This window comes from Mesorhizobium sp. CA12, assembly GCF_020165255.1.
GTDB lineage: Bacteria > Pseudomonadota > Alphaproteobacteria > Rhizobiales > Rhizobiaceae > Mesorhizobium.
Map to the genome: position 1 here is coordinate 71,709 of NZ_JAIUHT010000009.1, position 22,790 is coordinate 94,498.

Genomic DNA, 22,790 nt, shown 5'->3' on the forward strand with positions numbered 1-22,790 from the left:
GCGATCCAGTCAGTCCCGGCTCAAAGCAAGGTAATCGCGCGGTAACCACCGACCTCCTACACAATACAGCCGAAAGCCTTCGGCAGGGGAGCCGCGTGACGATCGAAAATGCCGCCTTCGAGCGCTATCGCCGCTCGCCGAACGAAAAAACCAATTTGCTGCGGCTGTTCTTCGGCACGGCGATCGTCATTGCCTTCTGGATGGCGGCGACGGCCGTCGTGCTGTTTGCCGGCCTATGTCACATCGTCTGGCGCCTGCCCGGCCCCTCGACCGGGCAGTACATGCAGGACTTCCTGGCATCGCCCGTCGGCATCCTCAGCGCGCTAAGCTCCTTTGCCGGCATCTGGATCGGCCTGTGGGTGGCGATGCGTTTGGTGCATGGCGAGCCGCTGTCGGCTCTCTTTGGCGTCACCCGCCGCATCGCTGGCGGCGATTTCCTCAAGGGCCTGGTCGCGGTGCTGATCACCTCGCTGTTCTCCGAGGTGCTGCTCTATTGGCTGCAGCCGGAGATCGCGCGCGGACCGATCACCCTCTCGTCCTGGCTGCTCTTCCTGGCGCCGATCGCGCTGCTCGCATTCCTGCAGACCTCGTCGGAGGAAATGCTGTTTCGCGGCTATCTGCTGCGCGCCCTCGCTCGTCGCTTCGGGAGTCCTCTGGTCTGGGCGGTGCTGCCGGGCCTGTTGTTCACGTCGCTGCACTGGAATACGGCCTCGACGCTGGCCATCAATGCCAGTGTCTTCATCTCGATCGGCACATTCGCCCTGCTGCTCACGCTCCTGGTCTATGTCACCGGCAATCTCGGCGCCGGCTTCGGCGCCCATCTCGGCAACAACTTGACCGGCTTCCTGCTGATCTCGCACCAGGAGGCCTACAATTCCTTTGCGCTGCTCAATGCCAAGCCTCTCGAAGGCCCCGGCTGGACCAATCTGGACGCCGTTCTCATCGCCGCGATCGGCGTCGTCAGCACGCTTCTGACGATGCTGCTGCTTTTGCACCGGCGCTCGCCGCTTAGAGTCGGGGCGACCCGGCAAAGTCCGCTATGAGACACCCCAAATGGCGGCGTTTGGGCCCAGATTCCTGCATAGTTTCTTGACACTTGTCGTTGCCGCAAAACCGCTGCGCACTTTAGCGCGACATGCGTTGGCCTTGACTCCGCGGCCGATTTCCTGTCTAGAGCCGCTGAATTCCGCGACGAGTTTTCTTTCGCGAAAGCCGACCAGGACGCCGAAACCTCTTTGAGGCGGGTGCTGTAAAGAGATCCTGGAGGCCAACACCCGGCAGCGCGATGCGCCCCCGGGTGCTTTTTGGCTTTGCGCTTTTGCTTGGCGACCCGGCGCGAACGCACTACCTCTCGGTCGAACCCACCGAGATCAAGGACCGCAGATGTTTGAATCCCTCCAGGAGCGTCTTGGCTCCATCCTGAACGGCCTGACTGGCCGCGGCGCGCTGTCCGAGGCGGATGTCTCGGCGGCTTTGCGCGAGGTGCGCCGTGCGCTGCTCGAGGCCGACGTTGCGCTGGAAGTGGTTCGCTCCTTCACCGACAAGGTGCGCGAGAAGGCGGTCGGCGCCGCGGTGCTGAAGTCGATCAAGCCCGGACAGATGGTCGTCAAGATCGTCCATGACGAGCTGGTCGAGATGCTCGGCGCCGAGGGCGTAGCCGTCGACCTCAACGCGCCGGCGCCCGTGGTCGTCATGATGGTCGGCCTGCAGGGTTCCGGTAAGACGACGACCTCGGCCAAGATCGCCAAGCGGCTGACCGAGCGGCAGAACAAGAAGGTCCTGATGGCCTCGCTCGACACGCGGCGGCCCGCCGCGCAGGAGCAGCTGCGCCAACTCGGCGAGCAGACCAAGGTCGCGACGCTGCCGATCATCGCCGGCCAGAGCCCGGTCGATATCGCCAAGCGCGCTGTGCAGGCCGCCCGGCTCGGCGGCCATGATGTCGTCATCCTCGACACCGCCGGCCGCACCCATATCGACGAGCCGCTGATGGTCGAGATGGCCGACATCAAGAAGGTGTCGAGCCCGCACGAGATCCTGCTGGTCGCCGACTCGCTCACCGGCCAGGACGCCGTCAATCTGGCGAAAAGCTTCGACGAGCGAGTCGGCATCACCGGCCTGGTGCTGACCCGCATGGACGGCGACGGCCGCGGCGGCGCGGCGCTGTCGATGCGCGCCGTCACCGGCAAGCCGATCAAGCTCATCGGCACCGGCGAAAAGATGGACGGGCTGGAGGAATTCCACCCCAAGCGCATCGCCGACCGCATCCTCGGCATGGGCGACATCGTCTCGCTCGTCGAGAAGGCCGCCGAAACCATCGACGCCGAGCAGGCGGCGGCGATGGCGAAAAAGATGCAGTCGGGCAAGTTCGACCTGAACGACCTTGCCCAGCAGCTTCAGCAGATGTCGAAGATGGGCGGCATGGGCGGCATCATGGGCATGATGCCCGGCATGGGCAAGATGAAGGACCAGCTGGCCGCCGCCGGCCTCGACGACAAGATGTTTGGCCGCCAGCTCGCCATCATCTCCTCGATGACCAAGGCCGAGCGCGCCAATCCCGATATCCTCAAGCACTCGCGCAAGAAGCGCATCGCCGCCGGCTCCGGCACCGACGCGGCCGAGATCAACAAGCTCTTGAAGATGCATCGCGGCATGGCCGACATGATGAAGGCGATGGGCGGCAAGGGCAAAGGCGGCGGCCTCATGCGCGGCATGATGGGCGGCCTCGCCTCGAAAATGGGCCTGGGCGGCATGATGCCCGGCGGCGGCATGCCCGACCTGTCTAAGATGGATCCCAAGCAGCTCGAGGCCCTGCAGAAGCAGGCGCAGGCCGCCGGCCTCGGCAAGGGCCTGCCGGGCGGGCTTCCCGGTGGCGGCGGACTGCCGGGCCTGCCCGGCGGCATGAAGCTTCCGGGTCTGCCGGGCCTGGGTGGCGGCGGGCTGCCCGGTTTGGGCAAGAAGAAGTGAAGGGGCGATGAACGAGGAGAAAGACATGGCCGATGCACGCGCCATCCTGGCCGGCTACCGCGCTTCGATCGACAACATCGACGCCGCCCTAATCCATATGCTGGCCGAACGCTTCCGCTGCACCAAGGCGGTCGGCGTTCTGAAGGCCGAGCATGGCCTGCCGCCCGCCGACCCCGCGCGCGAGCAGCAGCAGATCGCCCGCCTTCGCCAGCTGGCGAAGGATGCGCATCTCGACCCGGATTTCGCGGAGAAATTCCTCAACTTCGTCGTCCGCGAAGTGATCCGGCACCACGAACAGATCGCCGCTGCCAACGGCGTGACGAAAACCGGCTGAACCCAGCCGAAAACTCATCAACGAAATCAGAGCTTTTAGGAGACAAAGAAATGGCACTGAAGATCAGACTGGCCCGTGCGGGCTCGAAGAAGCGTCCTTACTACCACGTCGTCGTCGCCGACGCCCGTTCGCCGCGCGACGGCCGTTTCATCGAGTCGCTCGGCTCGTGGAACCCGCTGCTGCCGAAGGACGGCGAGCGCGTCAAGGTCGACGCCGACCGCGTCAAGCACTGGCTGTCGCATGGCGCCCAGCCGACCGACCGCGTGCTGCGCTTCCTCGACGAGGCCGGTATTGCCAAGCGCGAGGCCCGCTCGAACCCGAACAAGGCTCTGCCCGGCAAGAAGGCGCAGGAACGCGCTGCCTTGCTGAAGAAGGCCCAGGAAGACGCCGCTGCGGCGGCTGCCGCGGCGAGCGCCGCACCGGCCGAGGCTGAGGCGGCCAGCGCCGAGTAATCACGGTTCTTCGTCGCTTATGAAAACGGCGGGTATCGGCCCGCCGTTTTTCTTTGTTCGATTTCGGTCCGATATCTCAATAGCCGGACGGGCAGCGCGCCACATAGACACGCCCGTAACGGTCGCGATAGCGGCACTGGCCGGCTTCGCTGGCATGGCCGATCAGCGCGCCGGCCACTGCGCCGACCGCGCCGCCCACGACCGCGCCCTGCACAGGGTCGCCCGCCACTGCGGCACCGACCGCCGCACCGCCCAGGCCACCGATCGCAGCACCCTTTTCCGTTTGCGAGCAGGCGCCAAGGGCCACCGTCAGCACCAGGATGGTAATTGCTTTCTTCATTGCTGTTCCTCTCTCAAGCGCCGTCCTCGCCGCCATGCCCTAAACTCACAAACAGCTAAATTGATCCCGGCAATGATGAAGATTGGCCGGCTAGGCCCCGGCCGGATTTGCAGCACTGAACGCCAACTCGTTGAAACTTCATGCTTTTCAGCGCTCCGTAAGGCGCTTCAGATTGCCGAGCCCGGCCTCGAAATCCTTGCCGATGAGCGTGTCGAAATTCATGAACAGGCTCATCAGCTTGGCGATGAAGGGCCTTGCCCCGCGCATCGCCCAGGTGACGGTCGTGCCCTCGCCGGACGGCGAAAGCGTGAAGTCGACGCTGTTGTTGGCCTTGAACGGCTTTTCGAAGTCGAGCTTGAGCGACACCAGCGATGACGGCACCGAATTTGTGATCTCCATGCGGCCCTTGCCGGCCTTGGAGTTGCCTTCCCAGGCATAGGCCGCGCCTTTGCCGCTTTCGGCGCCCGACAGCGTGCGCTTCATGCCGGGGTCGAGTTTTTCGAAGGGCGACCATTCGGGCCAGCGCCGGAAATCGTTGATCAGCGGGAAGATCGTCTCGGCCGGCGCCTTGATGCTGGCCGAACGCGTGACGACGAAATCGTTCGGCCGGGTCGCGGCATAGATCAGCACCGCGGCGACGATGACGACCAGGATGATGAGGATGGTGGCAAACATTTCTTTTGCTCCTCTATCGCGAGAACGGGATCAGCGCGCGCACCCTTTGGTCGCGCAGGTAGAGCCCGCCCCACAGGATTATGCCGAGATAGACGCCGAACAAGGTATGCGAGAACAGCGGGTTGCCGATCCGCACATGCGTCGAAATCGCGCCGCCCATATAGGCGGTGAGCAGGATGGCGCCGAGCACCGATGTACGTGGCCATGCGTAGAGCGCAGTCGAGATCAGCCCGATGACACCCAGCATGCGCGCGACATTGGCGTCGGCCGGCCAGCCGAGTTCGGTCATCGTCCGGGTGACAACATCCAGCGGCGGCAGCTTGATGACGCCGTCGAAAATCATGAACAGGATGACGACGGCGCTTAGCACGCGCCCGGTCCACAAGGCGCCGTTCGAGACAGGCACGGCTTCGGAAATGCTCATGGGTGTTCCTCCTGATGGTTCAAGGGCCGGCTTTCTGCCAGCTTCGAACCAAGGACGGAGAACCACGCGGCGATCCTACGGGTCGGGGTGCGCTTTTTTCAAAAGCGTGGTTCAGTGCGTGGAACGGAAGGTGGCACGATGACCGGCGAGACCGACCTGGGCAGGCTGTTGGCTTCGATGACGCCGCAACTGCTCGCCGGAACCTACGTCTTCGCTACGCTGGCGCCGGACGCGGCCATGCCGGATGGGCTCGATCCCGTCATGCAATTCCGCGAGCACGAAGGTTTGACGCTGATCGTCGCGGAAGACGCAGCGAAAGCAGCCGGCCTTGCCGGCACGTTCCGCAGCCGGATGATCACGCTCGACATCCACTCCTCGCTGGAAGCCGTCGGCTTCCTCGCCGCCATCACCACGCGGCTCGCGGCGGCAGGCATGGGCGTCAATCCGGTGTCGGCCTTCTATCACGACCATCTGTTCGTGCCGGCGGAGCGGGCGGAGGAAGCGCTGGCGATATTGCGCGGCCTGGCGGCCGAAAATGGGCCTGAGCTCAGCGCCTGAGGACATAAAGAATATCCGGCAAGCTTTCCTCATTGGCCGAGCCGTCGCCGAGGGCCTCGGCGCGAAAACCGTGGCGTTCGTAGAAGCGGCGCGCGCCGGTATTGGCCTGGAAGCAATGAAGCTTGACTACAGGTATGCCGGCGGTGGCTTGAGCAAGCAGCCGGCTGCCGATGCCTTGTCCAGTCCAGGCCGGATCAAGATAGAGCTGCTCGACCCATTCGCCCTTGGCGGCGATGAAGCCGACGATGCATTCGGCGGTCTCGGCGACCGTCACTTGCTGCTTGGGCAGCAGGATATCGCGGATGAAGAACAGGTCCTCCTCCGGCGTGTGCAACACCGGCATCCAGTCGAATGCATCGAGCGACGCGCGCATCAGCTGCGCGATGGCGGGGGCGTCGGAAGCGAAGGCCGGACGCAGGAGGATATCTGAGGGCTCTGGACCGATCATGAGGGCCTAGCGCGGTTCCCCCTTCTCCCCTTGTGGGAGAAGGTGGATCGGCGCGACAGCGCCGAGACGGATGAGGGGTGTTCCAGCGGAGTGAGACGTCAGCGTTCCCTGGAACACCCCTCATCCGTCGCCTTCGGCGACACCTTCTCCCACAAGGGGAGAAGGAAGAACCGCCGCGGCCGAAGGCCGAGCCTGCGACTGCGGGCCGCCGGTCGTCCGGCGCGCCCGCGCAGGGCCAGCCGCGGCAGCGGCGATACGGCCCGTGAGCGAAAACAAACTGCCGTCAGGCCGCCTTCTTCTTCGGCTGGATCAGGCCGCGCTCGACCAGGAGCTCGGCGATCTGGACGGCGTTCAACGCCGCACCCTTGCGCAGATTGTCAGAGACCACCCACATCGACAGGCCGTTGTCGACGGTCGAATCCTCGCGGATGCGCGAGATGAAGGTGGCGTCCTCGCCGGCCGATTCCAGCGGCGTGATGTAGCCGCCGTTCTCGCGCTTATCCAGCACTTGGCATCCGGGCGCCTCGCGCAGGATCTCGCGCGCCTCATCCGCCGTGATCGGCTTCTCGAACTCGATGTTGACCGCTTCCGAATGGCCGATGAACACCGGCACGCGCACACAGGTCGCCGTCAGCTTGATCTTGGGGTCGAGCATCTTCTTGGTCTCGGCCACCATCTTCCACTCTTCCTTGGTGAAACCATCGTCGAGGAAGACGTCGATATGCGGGATGACGTTGAAGGCGATGCGCTTGGTGAACTTCTTGACGTCGACCTGATCGGCGACGAACACCGCGCGGGTCTGCGTGAAGAGCTCGTCCATGCCTTCCTTGCCGGCACCGGACACCGACTGGTAGGTGGCGACGACGACGCGCTTGATGGTGGCGACGTCATGCAGCGGCTTCAGCGCCACGACGAGCTGCGCCGTCGAGCAGTTCGGGTTGGCGATGATGTTCTTGCGCGTGAACAGCGAGATCGCGTCCGGGTTCACTTCCGGCACAATCAGCGGCACGTCCTGATCGTAGCGGAAGGCCGACGAATTATCGATAACGACGCAGCCCTGCTTGCCGATCTTCGGCGACCATTCCTTCGACACATTGCCGCCCGCCGACATGACGCAGATGTCGGTGTCGGAAAAATCATACTGGTCGAGCGCCTTGACCTTCAGCGTGCGGTCGCCAAAGGACACTTCGGTGCCCTGGCTGCGCCGCGACGCCAGCGCCACCACCTCGCTCACCGGGAAGCCGCGCTCGTCCAGAATGTTGAGCATTTCGCGGCCCACATTGCCCGTGGCGCCGACTACCGCAACCTTGAAACTCATCTGGTATCTCCTGTCCCTCTCCGCTTGGTTGTTGGAGAAAACCCGCCGGCCTCATGCGGGTTTCGCCCCCCGGGCCGGACCCGGGAGAGGGTGGTTAGGCCAAGGGAATCACACCGTTTTGGTGGTGGTTTTGGCCGTAGTTTTGCTGGAACGGATGGACGCGTCTAAGCGCCCAGCCCAATGCGTTACATTGTGGCTGGGGGAGTCGAATGCAAGAAGAGCCATCGAAAGGCCGCGCATCGGAAAACCATCCCGTTCGACGCGGGCTTTTACGCAGTTTGGCAAAAGAGTCAATTGGCGTAGCGCCTCTCCTTCTCCTTTGTGAGAAGGTGGATCGGCGCGCAGCGCCGAGATGGATGAGGGGTGTTCCAGCGGAGTGAGGCGTTGGCTTTCCCTGGAACACCCCTCATCCGGCCGCTTCGCGGCCACCTTCTCCCACAAGGGGAGAAGGGAAAGGCGGTGCCGTCTGCTCTGTACAATGGCGGCTGTAGCAAGTACGAACGGCCTAAATTTCGTTTGGCTGACGCAGTGCCGGCCTTGTGCTCCAATGGCGAGCGCAGAACCTCGAATTCCGAAAGAAGAAAATGTCCAGTTTCGAAACGATTGTTCCTGCGCTGGCTCAGGCGCTGGAAAAGCGCGGTTATTCGGCGCTGACGCCGGTGCAGAAGGCGGTGCTTGGGCCGGAGCTCGGCGAGGCCGACGCGCTGGTGTCGGCGCAGACCGGCTCCGGCAAGACCGTCGCCTTCGGTCTTGCCGTGGCGCCGACCCTGCTCAGTGGCGCCGAGCGCTTCGGCGACGCCGGCGCGCCGCTCGGCCTGGTCGTGGCGCCGACGCGCGAGCTGGCGCTGCAGGTGCGGCGCGAGCTGGAATGGCTTTACGAGCTGACCGGCGCTGAGATCGCCTCCTGCGTCGGCGGCATGGACGTGCGCACCGAGCGCCGCGCGCTGGAACGCGGCGCTCATATTGTCGTCGGCACGCCGGGCCGGCTGCGCGACCACATCACGCGCGGCGCGCTCGGCATGTCGGCGCTGAAAGCGGTGGTGCTCGACGAGGCCGACGAGATGCTCGACCTCGGCTTCCGCGAGGATCTCGAATTCATCCTCGATGCGGCGCCCGCCGGGCGCCGCACGCTGATGTTTTCCGCCACCGTGCCGCGCTCCATCGCCACGCTGGCGAAGAGTTACCAGCGCGACGCCGTGCGCATCTCGGCCGGCGGCGGGGAAAAGCAGCATCTCGATATCGAGTACCGGGCGCTTTCGGTCGCGCCCGCCGATCGCGAGAACGCCATCATCAACGTGCTGCGCTATTACGAGGCGGGCAATGCGATGGTGTTCTGCAACACCCGCGCCGCCGTCAACCATCTCACAGCGCGTTTCAACAACCGCAATTTTGCGGTGGTGGCGCTCTCCGGCGAGCTCAGCCAGAACGAGCGCAGCCACGCCCTGCAGGCAATGCGCGACGGCCGCGCCAAGGTCTGCATCGCCACGGACGTCGCCGCGCGCGGCATCGACCTGCCCAATCTCGATCTCGTCATCCACGCCGACCTGCCGAGCAATCCGGAGACGCTGCTGCATCGCAGCGGCCGCACCGGACGCGCCGGCCGTAAGGGCGTCAGCGCGCTGATCGTGCCGGGCAATGCGCGCCGGCGCACCGAGCGGCTGCTCGCCAATGCCGGCCTGACCGCGGCCTGGGCGAGCCCTCCCTCAGCCGACGAGGTGCTGCGGCGCGACGACGAGCGCATCCTGGCCGATCCTTCCTTCGGCGAGCCGGTGAAGGACGAGGAGCGCGACTTCGCCGCGGCGCTCCTGGAACGGCACGGCGCCGAGCTGGTGGCCGCCGCCTTCGTGCGGCTTTGCCGTGCAAGCCGCTCGGCGCCTGAGGACCTGATCGATGTCGCGCCCTTCGCGCCATCAAAGGAGAAGTTCGCACGCCGGGAAGAGACATCCGGCCGCGGGGAAGAAACATCGGGCCGCCGCGACGATTTCGGCGATAGCGTCTGGTTCTCGCTCTCGGTTGGCCGCCGGCAGAATGCCGAGCCGCGCTGGCTGATCCCGATGCTGTGCCGCACCGCCGGCATGTCCAAGCGCGAGATCGGCGCCATCAAGATGCAGCCGGAGGAAACCTTCGTGCAGATCGCCGCAGACTGGGCCGACCGGTTCGTCGCCGCGATCGGCCCCGACCGCAAGCTGCAAGGCAACATCGCGGTCAGGCGGATCGACGGCACGCCGGACCTGTCACGCGCCGGCTACCAGCCGCCAAGGCCGGAGAAGAAGCCGCATCGCGGCAAGCGGTCTTTCGACCAGGGCGCGCCCGGATTCGAGAAGCGGGCGCCGGGCGAACGACAGCATGCTGGGGCACCGGACACCTGGGCGAAGAAACCCGGCAAGGCGAAATTCGACAAGCCAAAGTTCGACGGGCCGAAATCCGACCAGCCGGCAAAGCGAAAGAAGCAGAAGAAACGGCCAGCGTAGGATCGCGACGGAAAGCCGACCCACGGCGAGCGCCGGCGTTCTCTTTCGGTGGCAAATCGCAACCTTCGAGATTGGCCGAAGCGTCCGAACTTCGTCATCCACGGGCGGAGCGGGAGCGAAGCGGACGCGCAGACCCGAGGATCCATGCCGTGACCTCACGCGAAGAATAGGGGCGACGCAGAACAGGGAGCCGTTCTGAACCGCTGCGACGCTCACAAGTCACGGAATGGATTCTATGGTCTGCGCTGCGTCGCTTCGCTCCTTGCTCCGCCATAGAATGACGAACGCGTGGGGTGCGCAATGTCGACCCTCGCCCAGCGAATGTCGACAGTCATACGATCACCCCAGGAACTTGGCGATGATGGCGTCGCCCATCTCGGTGGTGCCGACTTCCTTCATGCCTGGGGAAAGAATGTCCTTGGTGCGCAAGCCGTCGTCGAGCACGGCGGCGATCGACGCTTCGAGCTTGTCGGCCTCGGCCACCATGCCGAAGGAATAGCGCAGGCACATGGCGAAGGACGCGATCATCGCGATCGGGTTGGCGATGCCTTTGCCGGCGATGTCGGGCGCCGAGCCGTGCACCGGCTCGTGGAGCGCCTTGCGCTTCTTGGTCTTGGCATCCGGCGCGCCGAGCGAGGCCGAAGGCAGCATGCCGATCGAGCCGGTGAGCATGGCGGCGATGTCGGAGAGCATGTCGCCGAACAGATTGTCGGTGACGATGACGTCGAACTGTTTTGGCCAACGCACCAGCTGCATGCCGCCGGCATCGGCCAGCATATGGTCGAGCTTGACGTCGGAATAGCGCGCCTTGTGGGTCTGCGAGACGACCTCGTTCCACAAAACGCCCGACTTCATGACGTTGCGCTTTTCCATGGAGGTGACGTGGTTCTTGCGCGTGCGCGCCAGCTCGAAGGCGACGCCCGAAATGCGCTCGATCTCGAACGTGTCGTAGACCTGGGTGTCGATGCCGCGCTTCTGGCCGTTGCCGAGATCGATGATCTGCTTTGGCTCGCCGAAATAGACGCCGCCGGTCAACTCGCGCACGATAAGGATATCCAGGCCCTCGACCACCTCCTGCTTGAGCGAGGAGGAAGCGGCGAGAGCCGGGTAGCAGATCGCCGGTCTGAGATTGGCGAACAGCTCCATGTCCTTGCGCAGGCGCAAGAGCCCTGCCTCGGGGCGCACCTCGTAAGGCACGGCATCCCATTTCGGCCCGCCGACGGCGCCGAACAGCACGGCGTCCGCCGCCATCGCCTTGGCCATGTCGGCGTCGGAGATCGCCGCGCCATGCGCATCGTAGGCGCAGCCGCCGACCAGTCCTTCGTCGGTAACAAAGCCGCTGCCCAGCCTGTCGTTCATGGCCTTGATCAGCTTCTTCACCTCGGCCATGGCCTCGGGGCCGATGCCGTCGCCGGCGAGCAGGAAGAGATTTTTCGAAGCCATGGAGAACCGTCCCAATAGTATCTGGTGAAACCGCGGCCTTGCTAAACGCCAAGTGATTGCGGCGCAAGGGGATGTCTCGAAGCTTGGTGTCCTCTCCCCCGCCAGAGGCGGGGGAGAGGTGTCCGCGAAGCGGACGGAGAGGGGGCCTTCGTAGGGCGCTCCCCTCTCCGTCTCGGCTTCGCCGAGCCACCTCTCCCCACTTCGTGGGGCGAGGAACCCCAGCTACCGATGCGACAGAATATTCACCAGCCGCCCGAACGGATCGCGCACATAGAAGCGCCGCACGCCCCAGGGCTCGTCGGCCGGGCCGTATTCGACGGCGAAGCCGGCGGCCTTCATTGCGTCGAGCGCCGCGTCCACATCGTCGACCTCGATCGACAGGTCCGGCACCGGCGTGCCGGATCCGCCTTGCGCCATGAAGCTCACCTGCACCTGCATCCGTTCCTCGGACCCGTAGGTGGCGATCCAACCCATATCCATGAGCAGATCAAGCCCGAGCACGTCCTGGTAACGCGCTTGGCCGCGGCAATGTCGGATGTGGCGATGTTGGCGACGATGCGCTCGACTTTCACCATAGGCTGACCCCTGCTTTGCGCGCTTCCCAGTGCCGGCAGCCTATGCCGTGCGCCTCAGCGCCGTCACCTCGATCTCGATCTTCATCTCCGGCTTGTTGAGCTGGCACACGATCATCGTCGCCGCCGGGCGGATGTCGCCGAATGCCTCGCCGAGGATCGGGAAGACCACGTCAACATAGGTCTGGTCGGTGATGTAGTAATGCGCCCGCACCACGTCGGCCATGTCGAACCCGCCCTCGGCGAGCGCCTTGGCGATGGTGGCAAGGCAATTGCGCGTCTGCGCCTCGACCGTGTCGGGCATGGTCATGGTGGCATAATCGTATCCCGTCGTGCCGGAGACGAAGCACCAGTCGCCCTGCACTACCGCGCGCGAATAGCCGGCGGTTTTCTCGAAGGGCGAACCGGTGGAGATGAGCTTGCGCATGGGAGCCTCGCGTTGGTTGCGCCCCCTCTAGCAGGGGAAGACGGGTCTGGTCGTGGGCCAAGCCGGGCGGACCGTTGTCAGGAAAGGTAAGCGCGACATGGGTGATTGGCCGAAGCCTCCCTCCGGTCGTCATTCCTGGGCGGAGCAAGGAGCGAAGCGACGCGCGCAGACCCTGGAATCCATGCCGTGACGTCGAAGCGCTGGCAACCGTGCAGAATTCTGGACCCTCGCGCTCTCCGGCAGCGGTCACGGCATGGATCCTCGGGTCTGCGCTCCGCTTCGCGTCGCTCCGCCCGTGGATGACGAAGCCGCGCTGAACCGAATCCCTAGTTCCCCTGCGCGTCGTCATACGCCTTCTTGATGTCGTCCGGCCAATCCTTCATCGACGGCCAGGCCTGCGGCTCGCCATTGTCGCCGCGGCGGGCGAAATAGACCTTCTGCTTGGCCGGGTCGAGCGCCATGAAGCCGTCATTGCCGCCGCAGTCATGCGGCACGCAGCCGGTGGCGTAGAAGGCGCCGGACGCCGTCTCTTCGGTGCCGCCGCCGACCAGAAGGCTGGTCGCCATGTCGGGCATGTCGTTGCCCAGCAACGCCTGTCCGGCCTTGTAGACGGCCTCATTGTGGAAGGCATCGATGATGTTGTCCAATTTCGACGGGTCGACATCCTTCCAGCCGGTGCCGGGTTCGGGCGTGTAGGTCAGGGTGCCGGAGGTCGTCAGCCCTTCCGTGGGCGACCATTGCAGCGCCGGCTTGGACTCGCCCGGCAGCAGATAAGGCACGAAATAGATGGCGCTGTCGGAGACTGCTGCCGGCGGCGCGCCGCATTCGTCCTGCTCGACAGTGGTGGTCTGGATCTCGCCGTCCTTCGGCTTCCAGACGATGACCTTGGCCGGCCCGCATTGGTTGCCGCCGTCGCCGACATCGACCAGCGCCACGTTGACGTCGCCGATCTTGACGATCCTGTCGAAGAAGACGTCGTAATTGCTGGCCAACTGCTTGCCGTCATAGGACAACACCTTCTCGCCGTCCTGCTCCGGCTGCGTGATGGTGAGCTGCCCGCCCTCGAAGGGGATCGGCGCCTGCTTGTCGTCATCCGACGCGGCCTGGTCGTTGCTCGATCCCTGGTCGGACGCGGCCGGCACCGGCTGCGTGGCGGGCACGGTGGTCTGCGCATTGGCGCCGACCGTGGCGAGAAGGATTGCCGCCGATGCGCAAGCGCCGGCCAGAAGCAAGCGTGTCATGACTGTCCCTCCATTCAGCCGCCACCAACCCGGCCTGCGATGACCGGAGCCTATCGATTTAAAGCCGTATCGCCCAGAGAGTGTTTCGAAATTCGCTCTGGCGAGTCATATGGTGGTGGTTTCGAGAACCGTAGCGCAGCGGACATTTTGGTCCGTGAGCAACGGAAGCGCAGAAACCGCCATCAGATGGCCGTCGGAGTAGAATTTCCAAACGGTCTCTCAGGCCCAGGGGCGCTGCTCGGCATTCTTCTTCTCGAAGGACGCGATGGCGCCGGCCTTCTCCATGGTCAGCCCGATGTCGTCAAGGCCGTTCAAAAGGCAGTGGCGCTTGAAGTCGTCGAGGTCGAATTTGACCACGCCGCCATCTGGCCCGCGGATTTCCTTCGCCTCGAGGTCGATCGACAGCGTCGCATTGGAGCCGCGCGAAGCGTCGTCCATCAGCTTGTCGAGGTCTTCCGGGCTGACCGTGATCGGCAGGATGCCGTTCTTGAAGCAGTTGTTGTAGAAGATGTCGGCGAACGAGGTCGAGATCACGCAGCGTATGCCGAAATCGAGCAGCGCCCAGGGCGCATGCTCGCGGCTCGAGCCGCAGCCGAAATTGTCGCCGGCGACCAGGATCTGCGCCTTGCGGTAGGCCGGCTTGTTGAGCACGAAATCCGGGTTCTCCGAGCCGTCCTCATTGTAGCGCATCTCGGCGAAAAGCCCGGTGCCGAGCCCGGTGCGCTTGATCGTCTTGAGATAATCCTTGGGGATGATCATGTCGGTGTCGACATTGACGATCGGCATGGGCGCGGCGACGCCGGTGAGCTTGGTGAATTTATCCATGGTCCTTGCCCGTCTTCTTCGTGGCTTGCGGGGAATTTTGCCGGACGGTTTACACAAAGCCGGCGGCAAATGAAAGGCAACTGTTCGTGCGCGGGCCTTGGGCCAATGTCGAGCATGGCATGCGCGCCGGAGCTGGAACACCTCAAAAAACGACTTCGAAATCCTGGCCGGCTGGTGCAATCTGCGGCCATGGCCGATCCTTCAAAAGTCCTTTACGCCAGCGAACCCGCGCTCGACGTCGCCGAATTCCGCCGCGTGCTGGTGGAATCCGGCCTCGGTGCAACACGGCCCGTCGACGACGAAGCGCGCCTGGAGACAATGCTCGGCAACGCCAATCTGGTGCTGACGGCGCGGCTCGACATCGAGGGCCAGCCGCTGATCGGCGTCGCGCGCGGCGTCACTGATTTTTCGTGGGTCTGCTACATCTCCGAGCTCGCCGTATCCGCCTCGGCGCAAGGGCTCGGCGTCGGCAAGGGCCTGATGGACGAAGCACAGCGCCACCTTGGCCCTTCGGTCGCCATCAGCCTGATCTCGATGCCCAATGCCGTCGGCTTCTACGAGCGCATCGGCATGACGCGCATGACCGACGCCTTCTGGTTCTCCCGCAAGCGCTGATCTGAACCGCCACCGATATCGAAGCTGACTCCTGCCTGGAACCGGCAAGCCAGATCGACCCCCATTCCGTCGAGCTTCGCTCGACACCTCTCCCCCGATCGACGGGGGAGAGGAAGGACGCGAACTTCATTCAGCCTGGCTCCCTTCCTCTCCCTCCGGAGGGGGGAGAGGTGGCGCTGCGAAGCAGCGACGGAGTGGGGAAGGCGCTGCTCAAAATCGAAGCCGCCTCAAGACATGCACAATCCGGCAAGCAAGAAAACTCAGGCAAGCAGCAATCAGGCTGCAGAATATTTTCGCTAGCGCTTGACATGCAACCAAATGGTTGCATATTAAAGTCATGAGCATGGATGCAGTCTTTCGCGCTTTGGCCGACCCGACCCGCCGGCAATTGCTGGATAGCCTCCATGCCCGGAACGGGCAGACGCTGAACGCGCTCTGCGAGCATATGGAGATGACGCGCCAGGCGGTGACCAAGCATTTGGCGATCCTCGAGGAGGCGAACCTCGTCACCACCATGCGCCGAGGCCGCGAGAAGGAGCACTACCTCAACCCCGTTCCGATCAACGAGATCGCCGAGCGCTGGATCGGCAAGTTCGAGCGGGGGCGGCTTGCCGCTCTCAGCGACCTGAAGCAACGCCTTGAAAGGGAAGAGCCGTGAGCGAGAACAGTTTTGTCTATGTCACCTACATCCGCACCACGCCTGAAAAACTCTGGCAGGCGCTGACTGACCCGGAATTCAACCGGCGGTTCTTCCTCAGCTCCTACCAGGAGAGCGACTGGAAGGTCGGCTCGAGCTGGAAACTGGTCTTCCCCGACGGCCGCATCGCCGATTCCGGCGAGATCCTCGAGATCGACCCGCCGCGGCGTCTGGTGATCAAATGGCGCAACGAATGGATGCCCGAGGTGAAGGAGGACGGCTACACCCGCTGCACCTTCACCATCGAGCCCGACGGCGAATTGATGAAGCTCGCCGTCACCCACGAGGCCGACGGGCCGCACAGGCTGATCCAGAACGTCGCCAAGGGCTGGCCGCTGGTGCTGGCGAGCCTCAAGAGCCTGCTCGAGACCGGCAAGGGTTTCGAGCGCCCGCCGTCAAAAGAGTAAAGTTCGTTTCGGATGCGAGACAATTGTTGGCAGAGGTGGATTCGATGCTTCAATTATCCTTGCCGCAAGCCATGGCGAATGCGGACACGGTCATGGCCTCGGCCGAGCTTCCCGCCTCGCCGGACGAAGTTGGCGCGGCGCTGATAACCAGCGAGGTCGAGCGCTGGTGGGGTTCGCCCGAAACTTACCGCATGACCGGCTGGAACGCCGATCTGCGCGTCGGCGGAAGCTGGCGTGTCACGGTGCGAACCGCCGACGGCAGGCGCCTGCCCGCCGGCGGAGAGTTTCTCGAGATCGAAATGCCGCGCCGGATCGTGCAGACGCAGCGCTACGACTGGGACCATCCGGCGCTCGGCCGGCGCGAAACGACCCTCGCCTATCTGCTGGAGCCGATCGCCGGCGGCACGCGGCTCACCATCTGCCATGGCGGCTTCGCAGGTTTCCCGGACGCCGCGGCGGAACATGCCGAAGGCTGGGCGCGGGTGCTTGGATGGCTGCAAACATATTTTAGTGACGGACGGCAGGCGGCTTAGCGCCACCTTCTCCCCTTGTGGGAGAAGGTGGATCGGCGCGCAGCGCCGAGACGGATGAGGGGTGTTCCAGCGGAGTGAGACGTTGGCTTTCCCTGGAACACCCCTCATCCGTCGCCTTCGGCGACACCTTCCCCCACAAGGGGGGAAGGGGGAGCCCTCAAATCACGTTCAGCTCCCGGAACGCCCGTCCTTCTGCCACACGCTCATATCCAAATGCCGTACAGTCGATCGTCCGATACCCGCCATGCACGATGAGCTCGGCGATCGACTTCCCCACCGCCGGCGCCTGTTGCAGGCCGTGGCCGGAAAAGCCGTTGGCGAACAGGAAATTGTCGACCTCCGGATGCGGACCTATCACCGCATTCTGGTCGAGCGTGTTGTAGTCGTAATGCCCGACCCAGGCGCGCGTCGGCTTGATCGCCTCGAAGGCCGGGATGCGGGTGGCGAGCACCGGCCAGATCACCTCTTCGAACAGCGGCCAGTTAACCTCGAAATCCGTTGGATCGGGCGCATGATCGCCTTCCTCCGGCTCGGCGCCGCCGGTGATGTAGACCGAGCCTTCGGGCCGCACATAGATGCCGGACGGATCGACCAGCAGCGGCATGTCGGCGAATTTGTCGCGCGCTTCAAAGACGAAGACGTTGCGCTTGCGCGGCTCGACCGGCAGCGCCAGCCCGGCCAAGGCGGCGACCTTGCCGGCATTCGGCCCGGCCGCGTTGACGACGATGCCGGCTTCCAGCGTCTCGCCATTGTCGAGGCTTACGCTGGTGACGCGGTTGCCGTCCCGCGCGATGCCGGTGACGGAGGCGGTGATGAGATCGATCTTCTTGTCGCGCAGCGCCTTGCGGAACAACATCAGCATGGCATGCGCGTCGAACCAGCCTTCGCCGGTGCGGCCATAGGCGCCGGCGGCAATGCCTTCGGCCGATAGCCAGGAGAAACGCTGCGTCAGCTGGCCGGCATCCTCCAGCACAATGTCGGCGCCCTCGGCGACCTGCGTCTCGTGATTGGCCTTGAGGATCGGCAGCCCGGCCTCGCCGGCGAGGATGAGATAGCCGCCCTCGCGAAAGCCGATATCGGCATCGGCGCCGAAGGTTTCCTTCAGCCGCCGGAACAGTTTCAGCGTGAACTGCGACAGGCGGATGTTTTCAGGGATCGAGAATTGCTGGCGGATCGAGGCGCAGGACAAGGTCGTCGCCGCATGCGAGAATTGCGGATCGCGCTCGATCAGCGCGATGGAACCAGTAAAGCCCTCCTCGCGCAAATAATAGGCGACCGAGGACCCGACGATGGCCCCGCCGATGATGACGATGTCGTAGCGCACGCTTTTGGTTCTCCGACTTCAGAGCATGATCCCGACGCTCGGGTTCGCACGCTCAAATCAATGCAGGAAGATCGATCTCGAAGCGCGTGCCGCGCTCGGAGTCAACCAGCCTGATCGTGCCATCATGCGCTTTCAGGAGGGCCAGCACGATGCCGAGCCCCATGCCGGTGCCGCCGGTCTCGCGCCGCGTGGTGAAGAACGGCTCGAAGATCCTGGCGCGGTTGGCGGCCGAGATGCCGTCGCCGTCGTCGCCGATCCGGACCGACGCGCGCTCGCCATCGGCTGAAGCGTGGATCGCCACCTGCCGGGCGCCATGCCGTGCCGAATTGTCGATGAGATTGGCGAGCACGATGCCGAGATTCTCGGCCGAGATGCCGAGCCTGATGTCGCCGCCGCCTTCAAGCCGCGCTTCCAGCCTTGTGTCGACCGGCAAGGATGCCAACGCCGCATGAAGCGTCGTGCTTTCGCCGCTCGGTTCCAGATTTTCAGCGCGCGTCAGGTCAAGCAGCCGGCGCACCAGGAGATTGAGCCGCCCGGCGTCGGTGACGATGTTGTTGGAGAAACGCTGGCGCTCGGCCTCGTCCATCGCGCCGCCGGAATCCCTCAGCAGCTCCGCCGCGCCCTGGATCGCCGTCAGCGGCGATTTCAGCTCATGCGAGACATGGGTGGCGAAGGTCTGGATGCTGTCGGAGCGCGCCTGCAGTTTTTGCGCCATGTCGAGGAACGCCGCCGACAGCGCCGCCATCTCGCGCGTGCCGTGATGGGCGAGCGGCCTGATCGCCTCGCGGTCGCCGGCGGCGATGCGTTTCGTCCGCTCGATCAGCGCGTAGATCGGCCGGCTGACAGTACGGATGAACACCAGCGCGATCAGCAGCGTGCCGCCGAGGATGGCGATCGCCGCCAACGTCACCTTGCCGCGCTCGCCATAGAGGTGCTTGACGATGTTGTTCGGCGTTCGCGACAGATAGACCACGCCCGCGACCCGGCCGTCGAGCTCGACCGGCAGGGCGACGAAGACGCGCACCCTGGTGCCGCGGCTCACCGAGTAGAGCGGCGGCGGCGGCTGGTCGGGAATGCGCAGCCTGAGCGCGCTGGCATAAGCGCCTGAAAGCGCGGTCCGCACCTCCTCGACATCGCCAAGCGACTGGCCGACCTCGTCGCCGCCGGCGATCACCACGCCGCGCGGGTCGAGCAGGCGGAAGCCAGCAAGCGTCGTTTTCTGCGTCTCGTCGAGAATGCCGTCGAGCCGCGCGCCTATTGCCGCGAAGGCCGGATCGGCGGTGGCGGGAAGCGCCGCCGGGCGCGTCGGCATGACATCGTCCGAGGCAAGGTCGAGGCGCGGCTCGATCGGATCATAGGGATAGTTGTTGTCCCTTGCCGGATCGGCCGAGATCGGCGACCCGAGTTTTTCCTGGGGAATGCCTGCAGCGCGCACCTCCTGGGCATAGACGGCGGCGGCGACCGCGCCTTGCGCGATGAGCTCGCCTTCGGTCTGGCGGATGAGCTGGTTCTCGTAGAGCCGGAAGAAGAACAGTCCGACCAGCGGCAGCGCCATCACCAGGATGAGGATGACGACGACGACGGTGGCAAGCCTGGGCCGCCACTTCTCCTTGCTCAACCACCGCATCGGCCGAGCCGGAAGCCAACGCCATGCACCGTGGCGATCGCATCGAGACAGCCGACCGCCGCCAGCTTGGCCCGCACATTGCGGATATGGCTGTCGACCGTGCGCTCCGAGACATGGATGTTGGAGGCATAGGCATTGGCCATCACCGCGTCGCGGCCAAGCACATGCTGCGGGCGGGCGAGGAAGCCCTTCAGGATCGCGAACTCGATCGCCGTCAAGATGAGCGGCTTGCCGTCGAAGCTCGCCTCATGGCTTGCCGGGACGAGCATGAGCTTGCCATGCGCGAATTGACGCTCGTCGGCTTCTTCTTCGACCGGCGCCGGACGCGCGCGCCGCAGGATGACGTTGACACGGGCGACCAGCTCGCGCGGGCTGAACGGTTTCGTCACATAATCGTCGCCGCCCATCTCCAGCCCGAGCACCCGGTCGATCTCCTCGTCGCGCGCGGACAAAAACAGCACCGGCACGTCGGACTTTTGCCGCAGCCTGCGGCAGACCTCCAGCCCGTCCATCTCCGGCATGCCGATATCGAGCACGATGAGATCGGGCGCGCGGCGCTCGACCGCCTGGAGCGCGGCGGCGCCGTCGGCGACGGCGGCCGTCTTCATGCCGGCCTTTTCCAGCGCGAAGCAGATGATCTCGCGGATATGCGGGTCGTCGTCGGCGACGAGGATGTTGTGCGGCATGAAATCAGCGGCCCGGCGCGTAAGCTTGGATGACGGCAGGATTAGAGCAATTCCAGGGAAAAGTGCGAAATTGTTTTCGGTCCGGAGTGGAGCGGCCTCGGGGCGAAAAGCAGGATACCCGTCCCATGGCATGGTCTTTGCGGCTCGACGAGCCACCAGCCGTCATTGCGGAGCCGGCGCGGCAGCGACCAGCGGGATGTGTGAGGTGTTCGCATGATGCCGGTTTCGCCGGCCGGTGCGGTAAGTGCGCGGCGGAATCCTGGAGCTTTTCAGCAGGGATTTGCAGATTTAGTGCAGGCAGGTCGCCTTTTCGGCGGGATAATCGCGTAGGGCGCTCCCCCTCTCCGTCTCGGCTTCGCCGAGCCACCTCTCCCCCGCCTCTGGCGGGGGCGAGGAACCCAGGCCTGCGAAGGTCGCGCGCCCTCGGCGATTAGCGTTTCCTCGCCCCCACAAAGTGGGGGAGAGGTGGCTCGGCGCGCAGCGCCGAGACGGAGCGGGGGCTGGCGCCGCCATATGCGATTGTCCTGTCCCCTCCGCCTTGCCTCATCCGCCGTCACCCGGCATAGATCGGCGATGGCTCAAGAATCCTACCGCCCGCGCCGCTCGGTGCTCTACATTCCCGCCTCGCACGACAAGGCGCTCGCCAAGATCGGCTCCTTGGCCTGCGACGCGGTCATCATCGATCTCGAGGATGCCGTTCTGCCCGCCGACAAGAAAGCCGCGCGCGACAAGGTTGCCGGCATCCTGGCTGCGCGTCCCGAACGGCGCTGCGAGATGGTGGTGCGCATCAATCCTTTGGCCAGCGAATGGGGCACCCATGACCTTTTGGCAGTGGCCAAGGCCGAGCCCGACGGCATTCTTCTGCCCAAGATCGCCACGCCGCGCGACATCCTCGAGGCCGGCGACCTGCTCGACGACAATTTCGCGCCGGACAGCGTGAAACTATGGGCGATGGTCGAGACGCCCAAGGCGCTGCTCAACATCGGCGCCATCGCCGAACTCGGCCGCGATCCGGCTTCGAGGCTGGCTTGTTTCGTGACCGGAACGAATGACCTGGTGAAGGCGACCGGCATCCTGGCGACGCCCGACCGGCGCTATCTGATGCCGTGGCTGATGCAGCTGGTGCTTGCGGCGCGGGCCGGCGGTCTCGACGTCATCGATGGCGTTGCCAATGATTTTCGCGATCTCGACGCTTTTGCCGGCGAATGCGCGGAAGCCGCCGCCATGGGTTTCGACGGCAAGTCGCTGATCCATCCCGCCCAGATCGAGCCGGCGAACCGCGCCTTTTCGCCGTCGCCCGAGAGGCTGGCTGCGGCCCGTGCGATCAAGGATGCGTTCGCGCGGCCCGAGAATGCCGGCAAGGGCGTGATTGCGATGGACGGGCGCATGGTCGAACGGCTGCATCTGGCGGAAGCCGAGAAACTTCTGGCGAAGGCCGCGATCATCGGCGCATGATGCGCCGGTCTTCAAGATAGGCTCGATAAATGAAACTCTACCGCTTTCTGTCCGGTCCGGACGATTCAACTTTCTGCCACAAGGTGACGGCAGCCCTGAACAAGGGCTGGCACCTGTTCGGCTCGCCGACCTATGCCTTTGACCAGCAGACGAAGTCGATGCGCTGCGGCCAGGCCGTGGTGAAGGACGTCGAAGGCCAGGACTACACGCCGGATACCAAGCTCAGCGACTGGTAGGAAGGGCACCCCCTCACCCAGCCTCCGCTTCGCTCGGCTGACCTCTCCCCGAGGGGAGAGGAGACTTTCAGCGCCGGCGCCAACCTCTTCTCCCCGGCGGGGAGAAGGTGGCCGCGAAGCGGCCGGATGAGGGGGAGTCGCTGCGAAGAACGATGCGGATGACGAAGTGCGTGCTCACCCAGCCGCCGCCTGCTCCGCCGCCTCCTCGATCCGCTCCATGTCGTCGTCCGACAGGCCGAAATGGTGGCCGATCTCATGGATCAGCACATGGGTGACGATGTCGCCCATCGTCTCTTCATTCTCGGCCCAGTAGTCGAGGATGGCGCGGCGGTAGAGCGTGATGCGGTTTGGACCTTCGCCGGTCTGCGGGTTCCAGCGCTCGGCGATGCCGCGCCCCTCGAACAGGCCGAGCAGGTCGAAGGGCGTCTCCAGCGACAGATCGTCCATGATCTCGTCGGTCGGGAACTCGGCGATCTGGATGATGATCTCGCCGGTGAGCTTGCGGAACTCGTCCGGCAGATGGGCATAGGCCTCCAGCGCCAGAAGCTCCATCTCGTCCATCGACGGCGAGAGCTGGTCGTGCCAGGTGCGGGTCTTGTAGATGCGGGCCATGAAATGTCCTTTAATCCCGGCATATAGGCTTTCACGCCGATTGAGGCAAATGGACCGGCTGGGGTGTTCGCTTTCAAGGTAAAAGACGAAGGAATAAATTCCTTGC

At 64.7% G+C, this 22,790-nt stretch carries 25 protein-coding genes and 1 pseudogene; 12 read left to right on the forward strand and 14 right to left on the reverse strand.

Annotated features, from left to right (window positions below):
- The first annotated feature begins 95 nt into the window (after window positions 1-95).
- From LB520_RS16450 to rpsP, 4 genes are all read left to right on the forward strand, one after another.
- Window positions 96-1,043 carry a CPBP family intramembrane glutamic endopeptidase gene (locus LB520_RS16450; protein ID WP_224638178.1) on the forward strand — a complete coding sequence of 316 codons (948 nt, stop codon included), beginning with the start codon at window positions 96-98 and terminating at the stop codon, window positions 1,041-1,043.
- Window positions 1,044-1,383: 340 nt separating this feature from the next.
- Window positions 1,384-2,964, forward strand: coding sequence for a signal recognition particle protein (gene ffh / locus LB520_RS16455; RefSeq protein ID WP_140634947.1), 1,581 nt, complete (start codon window positions 1,384-1,386; stop codon window positions 2,962-2,964).
- A 7-nt stretch (window positions 2,965-2,971) separates the two neighbouring features.
- Entirely contained in the window at window positions 2,972-3,298 is a 327-nt protein-coding gene (locus LB520_RS16460) for a chorismate mutase (protein WP_095770012.1), read from the forward strand.
- A 50-nt stretch (window positions 3,299-3,348) separates the two neighbouring features.
- The gene (gene rpsP / locus LB520_RS16465; RefSeq protein WP_140845973.1) at window positions 3,349-3,750 is read left to right on the forward strand and encodes a 30S ribosomal protein S16; all 402 of its coding nucleotides are present in this window, start codon (window positions 3,349-3,351) and stop codon (window positions 3,748-3,750) included.
- Window positions 3,751-3,826: 76 nt separating this feature from the next.
- Here rpsP and LB520_RS16470 read toward each other — a convergent pair whose 3' ends face one another.
- The 3 genes from LB520_RS16470 to LB520_RS16480 all read right to left on the reverse strand — a co-directional run bounded on the left by LB520_RS16470 (window position 3,827) and on the right by LB520_RS16480 (window position 5,189).
- Window positions 3,827-4,090 (reverse strand): YMGG-like glycine zipper-containing protein, encoded by a 264-nt coding sequence (locus LB520_RS16470; protein WP_095770014.1) that lies wholly within the window; start codon window positions 4,088-4,090, stop codon window positions 3,827-3,829.
- 147 nt (window positions 4,091-4,237) lie between these two features.
- On the reverse strand, window positions 4,238-4,765 hold the full coding sequence (locus LB520_RS16475; protein WP_224638179.1) for an SRPBCC family protein: 528 nt from the start codon (window positions 4,763-4,765) through the stop codon (window positions 4,238-4,240).
- A 13-nt stretch (window positions 4,766-4,778) separates the two neighbouring features.
- A complete protein-coding gene (locus LB520_RS16480) occupies window positions 4,779-5,189 on the reverse strand; it encodes a DoxX family protein (RefSeq protein WP_224532665.1) in 411 nt (136 codons plus the stop codon).
- 138 nt (window positions 5,190-5,327) lie between these two features.
- Here LB520_RS16480 and LB520_RS16485 point away from each other — a divergent pair, with 138 nt between their 5' ends.
- Window positions 5,328-5,747 (forward strand): ACT domain-containing protein, encoded by a 420-nt coding sequence (locus tag LB520_RS16485; protein ID WP_224532664.1) that lies wholly within the window; start codon window positions 5,328-5,330, stop codon window positions 5,745-5,747.
- On the opposite strand, the gene LB520_RS16490 is transcribed toward LB520_RS16485, so the two are convergent.
- Window positions 5,737-6,195 carry a GNAT family N-acetyltransferase gene (locus LB520_RS16490; RefSeq protein ID WP_224638180.1) on the reverse strand — a complete coding sequence of 153 codons (459 nt, stop codon included), beginning with the start codon at window positions 6,193-6,195 and terminating at the stop codon, window positions 5,737-5,739. The genes LB520_RS16485 and LB520_RS16490 overlap by 11 nt on opposite strands.
- 283 nt (window positions 6,196-6,478) lie before the next feature.
- Window positions 6,479-7,513 carry an aspartate-semialdehyde dehydrogenase gene (locus tag LB520_RS16495; RefSeq protein ID WP_095770019.1) on the reverse strand — a complete coding sequence of 345 codons (1,035 nt, stop codon included), beginning with the start codon at window positions 7,511-7,513 and terminating at the stop codon, window positions 6,479-6,481.
- A 584-nt stretch (window positions 7,514-8,097) separates the two neighbouring features.
- Between LB520_RS16495 and LB520_RS16500 the strand changes: the two genes are divergently transcribed.
- Window positions 8,098-9,984, forward strand: a complete 1,887-nt coding sequence (locus LB520_RS16500) for a DEAD/DEAH box helicase (protein ID WP_224638181.1) — start codon at window positions 8,098-8,100, stop codon at window positions 9,982-9,984.
- Window positions 9,985-10,323: 339 nt separating this feature from the next.
- On the opposite strand, the gene leuB is transcribed toward LB520_RS16500, so the two are convergent.
- The 5 genes and pseudogenes from leuB to leuD form a co-directional block, all read right to left on the reverse strand.
- A complete protein-coding gene (gene leuB, locus LB520_RS16505; protein ID WP_224638182.1) occupies window positions 10,324-11,427 on the reverse strand; it encodes a 3-isopropylmalate dehydrogenase in 1,104 nt (367 codons plus the stop codon).
- A gap of 222 nt (window positions 11,428-11,649) precedes the next feature.
- Window positions 11,650-11,999 (reverse strand): annotated as a pseudogene (locus tag LB520_RS16510) (VOC family protein).
- Between the two features lie 43 nt (window positions 12,000-12,042).
- A complete protein-coding gene (locus LB520_RS16515) occupies window positions 12,043-12,426 on the reverse strand; it encodes a RidA family protein (protein ID WP_095770033.1) in 384 nt (127 codons plus the stop codon).
- Window positions 12,427-12,752: 326 nt separating this feature from the next.
- On the reverse strand, window positions 12,753-13,667 hold the full coding sequence (locus LB520_RS16520) for a hypothetical protein (RefSeq protein WP_224638183.1): 915 nt from the start codon (window positions 13,665-13,667) through the stop codon (window positions 12,753-12,755).
- A gap of 219 nt (window positions 13,668-13,886) precedes the next feature.
- Window positions 13,887-14,492 carry a 3-isopropylmalate dehydratase small subunit gene (gene leuD, locus LB520_RS16525; RefSeq protein WP_224532490.1) on the reverse strand — a complete coding sequence of 202 codons (606 nt, stop codon included), beginning with the start codon at window positions 14,490-14,492 and terminating at the stop codon, window positions 13,887-13,889.
- 189 nt (window positions 14,493-14,681) lie between these two features.
- On the opposite strand from leuD, the gene LB520_RS16530 reads away from it, so the two are divergent.
- The 4 genes from LB520_RS16530 to LB520_RS16545 all read left to right on the forward strand — a co-directional run bounded on the left by LB520_RS16530 (window position 14,682) and on the right by LB520_RS16545 (window position 16,744).
- A complete protein-coding gene (locus tag LB520_RS16530; protein ID WP_224638184.1) occupies window positions 14,682-15,107 on the forward strand; it encodes a GNAT family N-acetyltransferase in 426 nt (141 codons plus the stop codon).
- Between the two features lie 337 nt (window positions 15,108-15,444).
- Window positions 15,445-15,765 (forward strand): ArsR/SmtB family transcription factor, encoded by a 321-nt coding sequence (locus LB520_RS16535; protein ID WP_095770025.1) that lies wholly within the window; start codon window positions 15,445-15,447, stop codon window positions 15,763-15,765.
- Window positions 15,762-16,211, forward strand: coding sequence for an SRPBCC family protein (locus LB520_RS16540; protein WP_140845959.1), 450 nt, complete (start codon window positions 15,762-15,764; stop codon window positions 16,209-16,211). The genes LB520_RS16535 and LB520_RS16540 overlap by 4 nt, the downstream gene beginning before the upstream one ends.
- A gap of 44 nt (window positions 16,212-16,255) precedes the next feature.
- Window positions 16,256-16,744: an SRPBCC domain-containing protein gene (locus tag LB520_RS16545; RefSeq protein ID WP_224638185.1), complete on the forward strand. Its 489-nt coding sequence runs from the start codon at window positions 16,256-16,258 to the stop codon at window positions 16,742-16,744.
- A 157-nt stretch (window positions 16,745-16,901) separates the two neighbouring features.
- On the opposite strand, the gene LB520_RS16550 is transcribed toward LB520_RS16545, so the two are convergent.
- Genes LB520_RS16550 through LB520_RS16560 form a run of 3 tightly spaced genes read right to left on the reverse strand, consistent with a single transcriptional unit; the run spans window position 16,902 to window position 20,381 of the window.
- Entirely contained in the window at window positions 16,902-18,068 is a 1,167-nt protein-coding gene (locus tag LB520_RS16550) for an NAD(P)/FAD-dependent oxidoreductase (RefSeq protein WP_224638186.1), read from the reverse strand.
- A gap of 52 nt (window positions 18,069-18,120) precedes the next feature.
- On the reverse strand, window positions 18,121-19,623 hold the full coding sequence (locus LB520_RS16555; protein ID WP_411969899.1) for an ATP-binding protein: 1,503 nt from the start codon (window positions 19,621-19,623) through the stop codon (window positions 18,121-18,123).
- Window positions 19,624-19,682: 59 nt separating this feature from the next.
- Window positions 19,683-20,381, reverse strand: a complete 699-nt coding sequence (locus LB520_RS16560; protein ID WP_224638188.1) for a response regulator transcription factor — start codon at window positions 20,379-20,381, stop codon at window positions 19,683-19,685.
- 573 nt (window positions 20,382-20,954) lie between these two features.
- On the opposite strand from LB520_RS16560, the gene LB520_RS16565 reads away from it, so the two are divergent.
- Both LB520_RS16565 and LB520_RS16570 read left to right on the forward strand, forming a co-directional pair.
- Window positions 20,955-21,836, forward strand: coding sequence for an HpcH/HpaI aldolase/citrate lyase family protein (locus LB520_RS16565; protein ID WP_224638189.1), 882 nt, complete (start codon window positions 20,955-20,957; stop codon window positions 21,834-21,836).
- A 29-nt stretch (window positions 21,837-21,865) separates the two neighbouring features.
- Window positions 21,866-22,072 carry a DUF1737 domain-containing protein gene (locus LB520_RS16570; RefSeq protein ID WP_224638190.1) on the forward strand — a complete coding sequence of 69 codons (207 nt, stop codon included), beginning with the start codon at window positions 21,866-21,868 and terminating at the stop codon, window positions 22,070-22,072.
- A 174-nt stretch (window positions 22,073-22,246) separates the two neighbouring features.
- Here LB520_RS16570 and LB520_RS16575 read toward each other — a convergent pair whose 3' ends face one another.
- On the reverse strand, window positions 22,247-22,684 hold the full coding sequence (locus LB520_RS16575; RefSeq protein WP_095769832.1) for a metallopeptidase family protein: 438 nt from the start codon (window positions 22,682-22,684) through the stop codon (window positions 22,247-22,249).
- Between the last annotated feature and the right edge of the window lie 106 nt (window positions 22,685-22,790).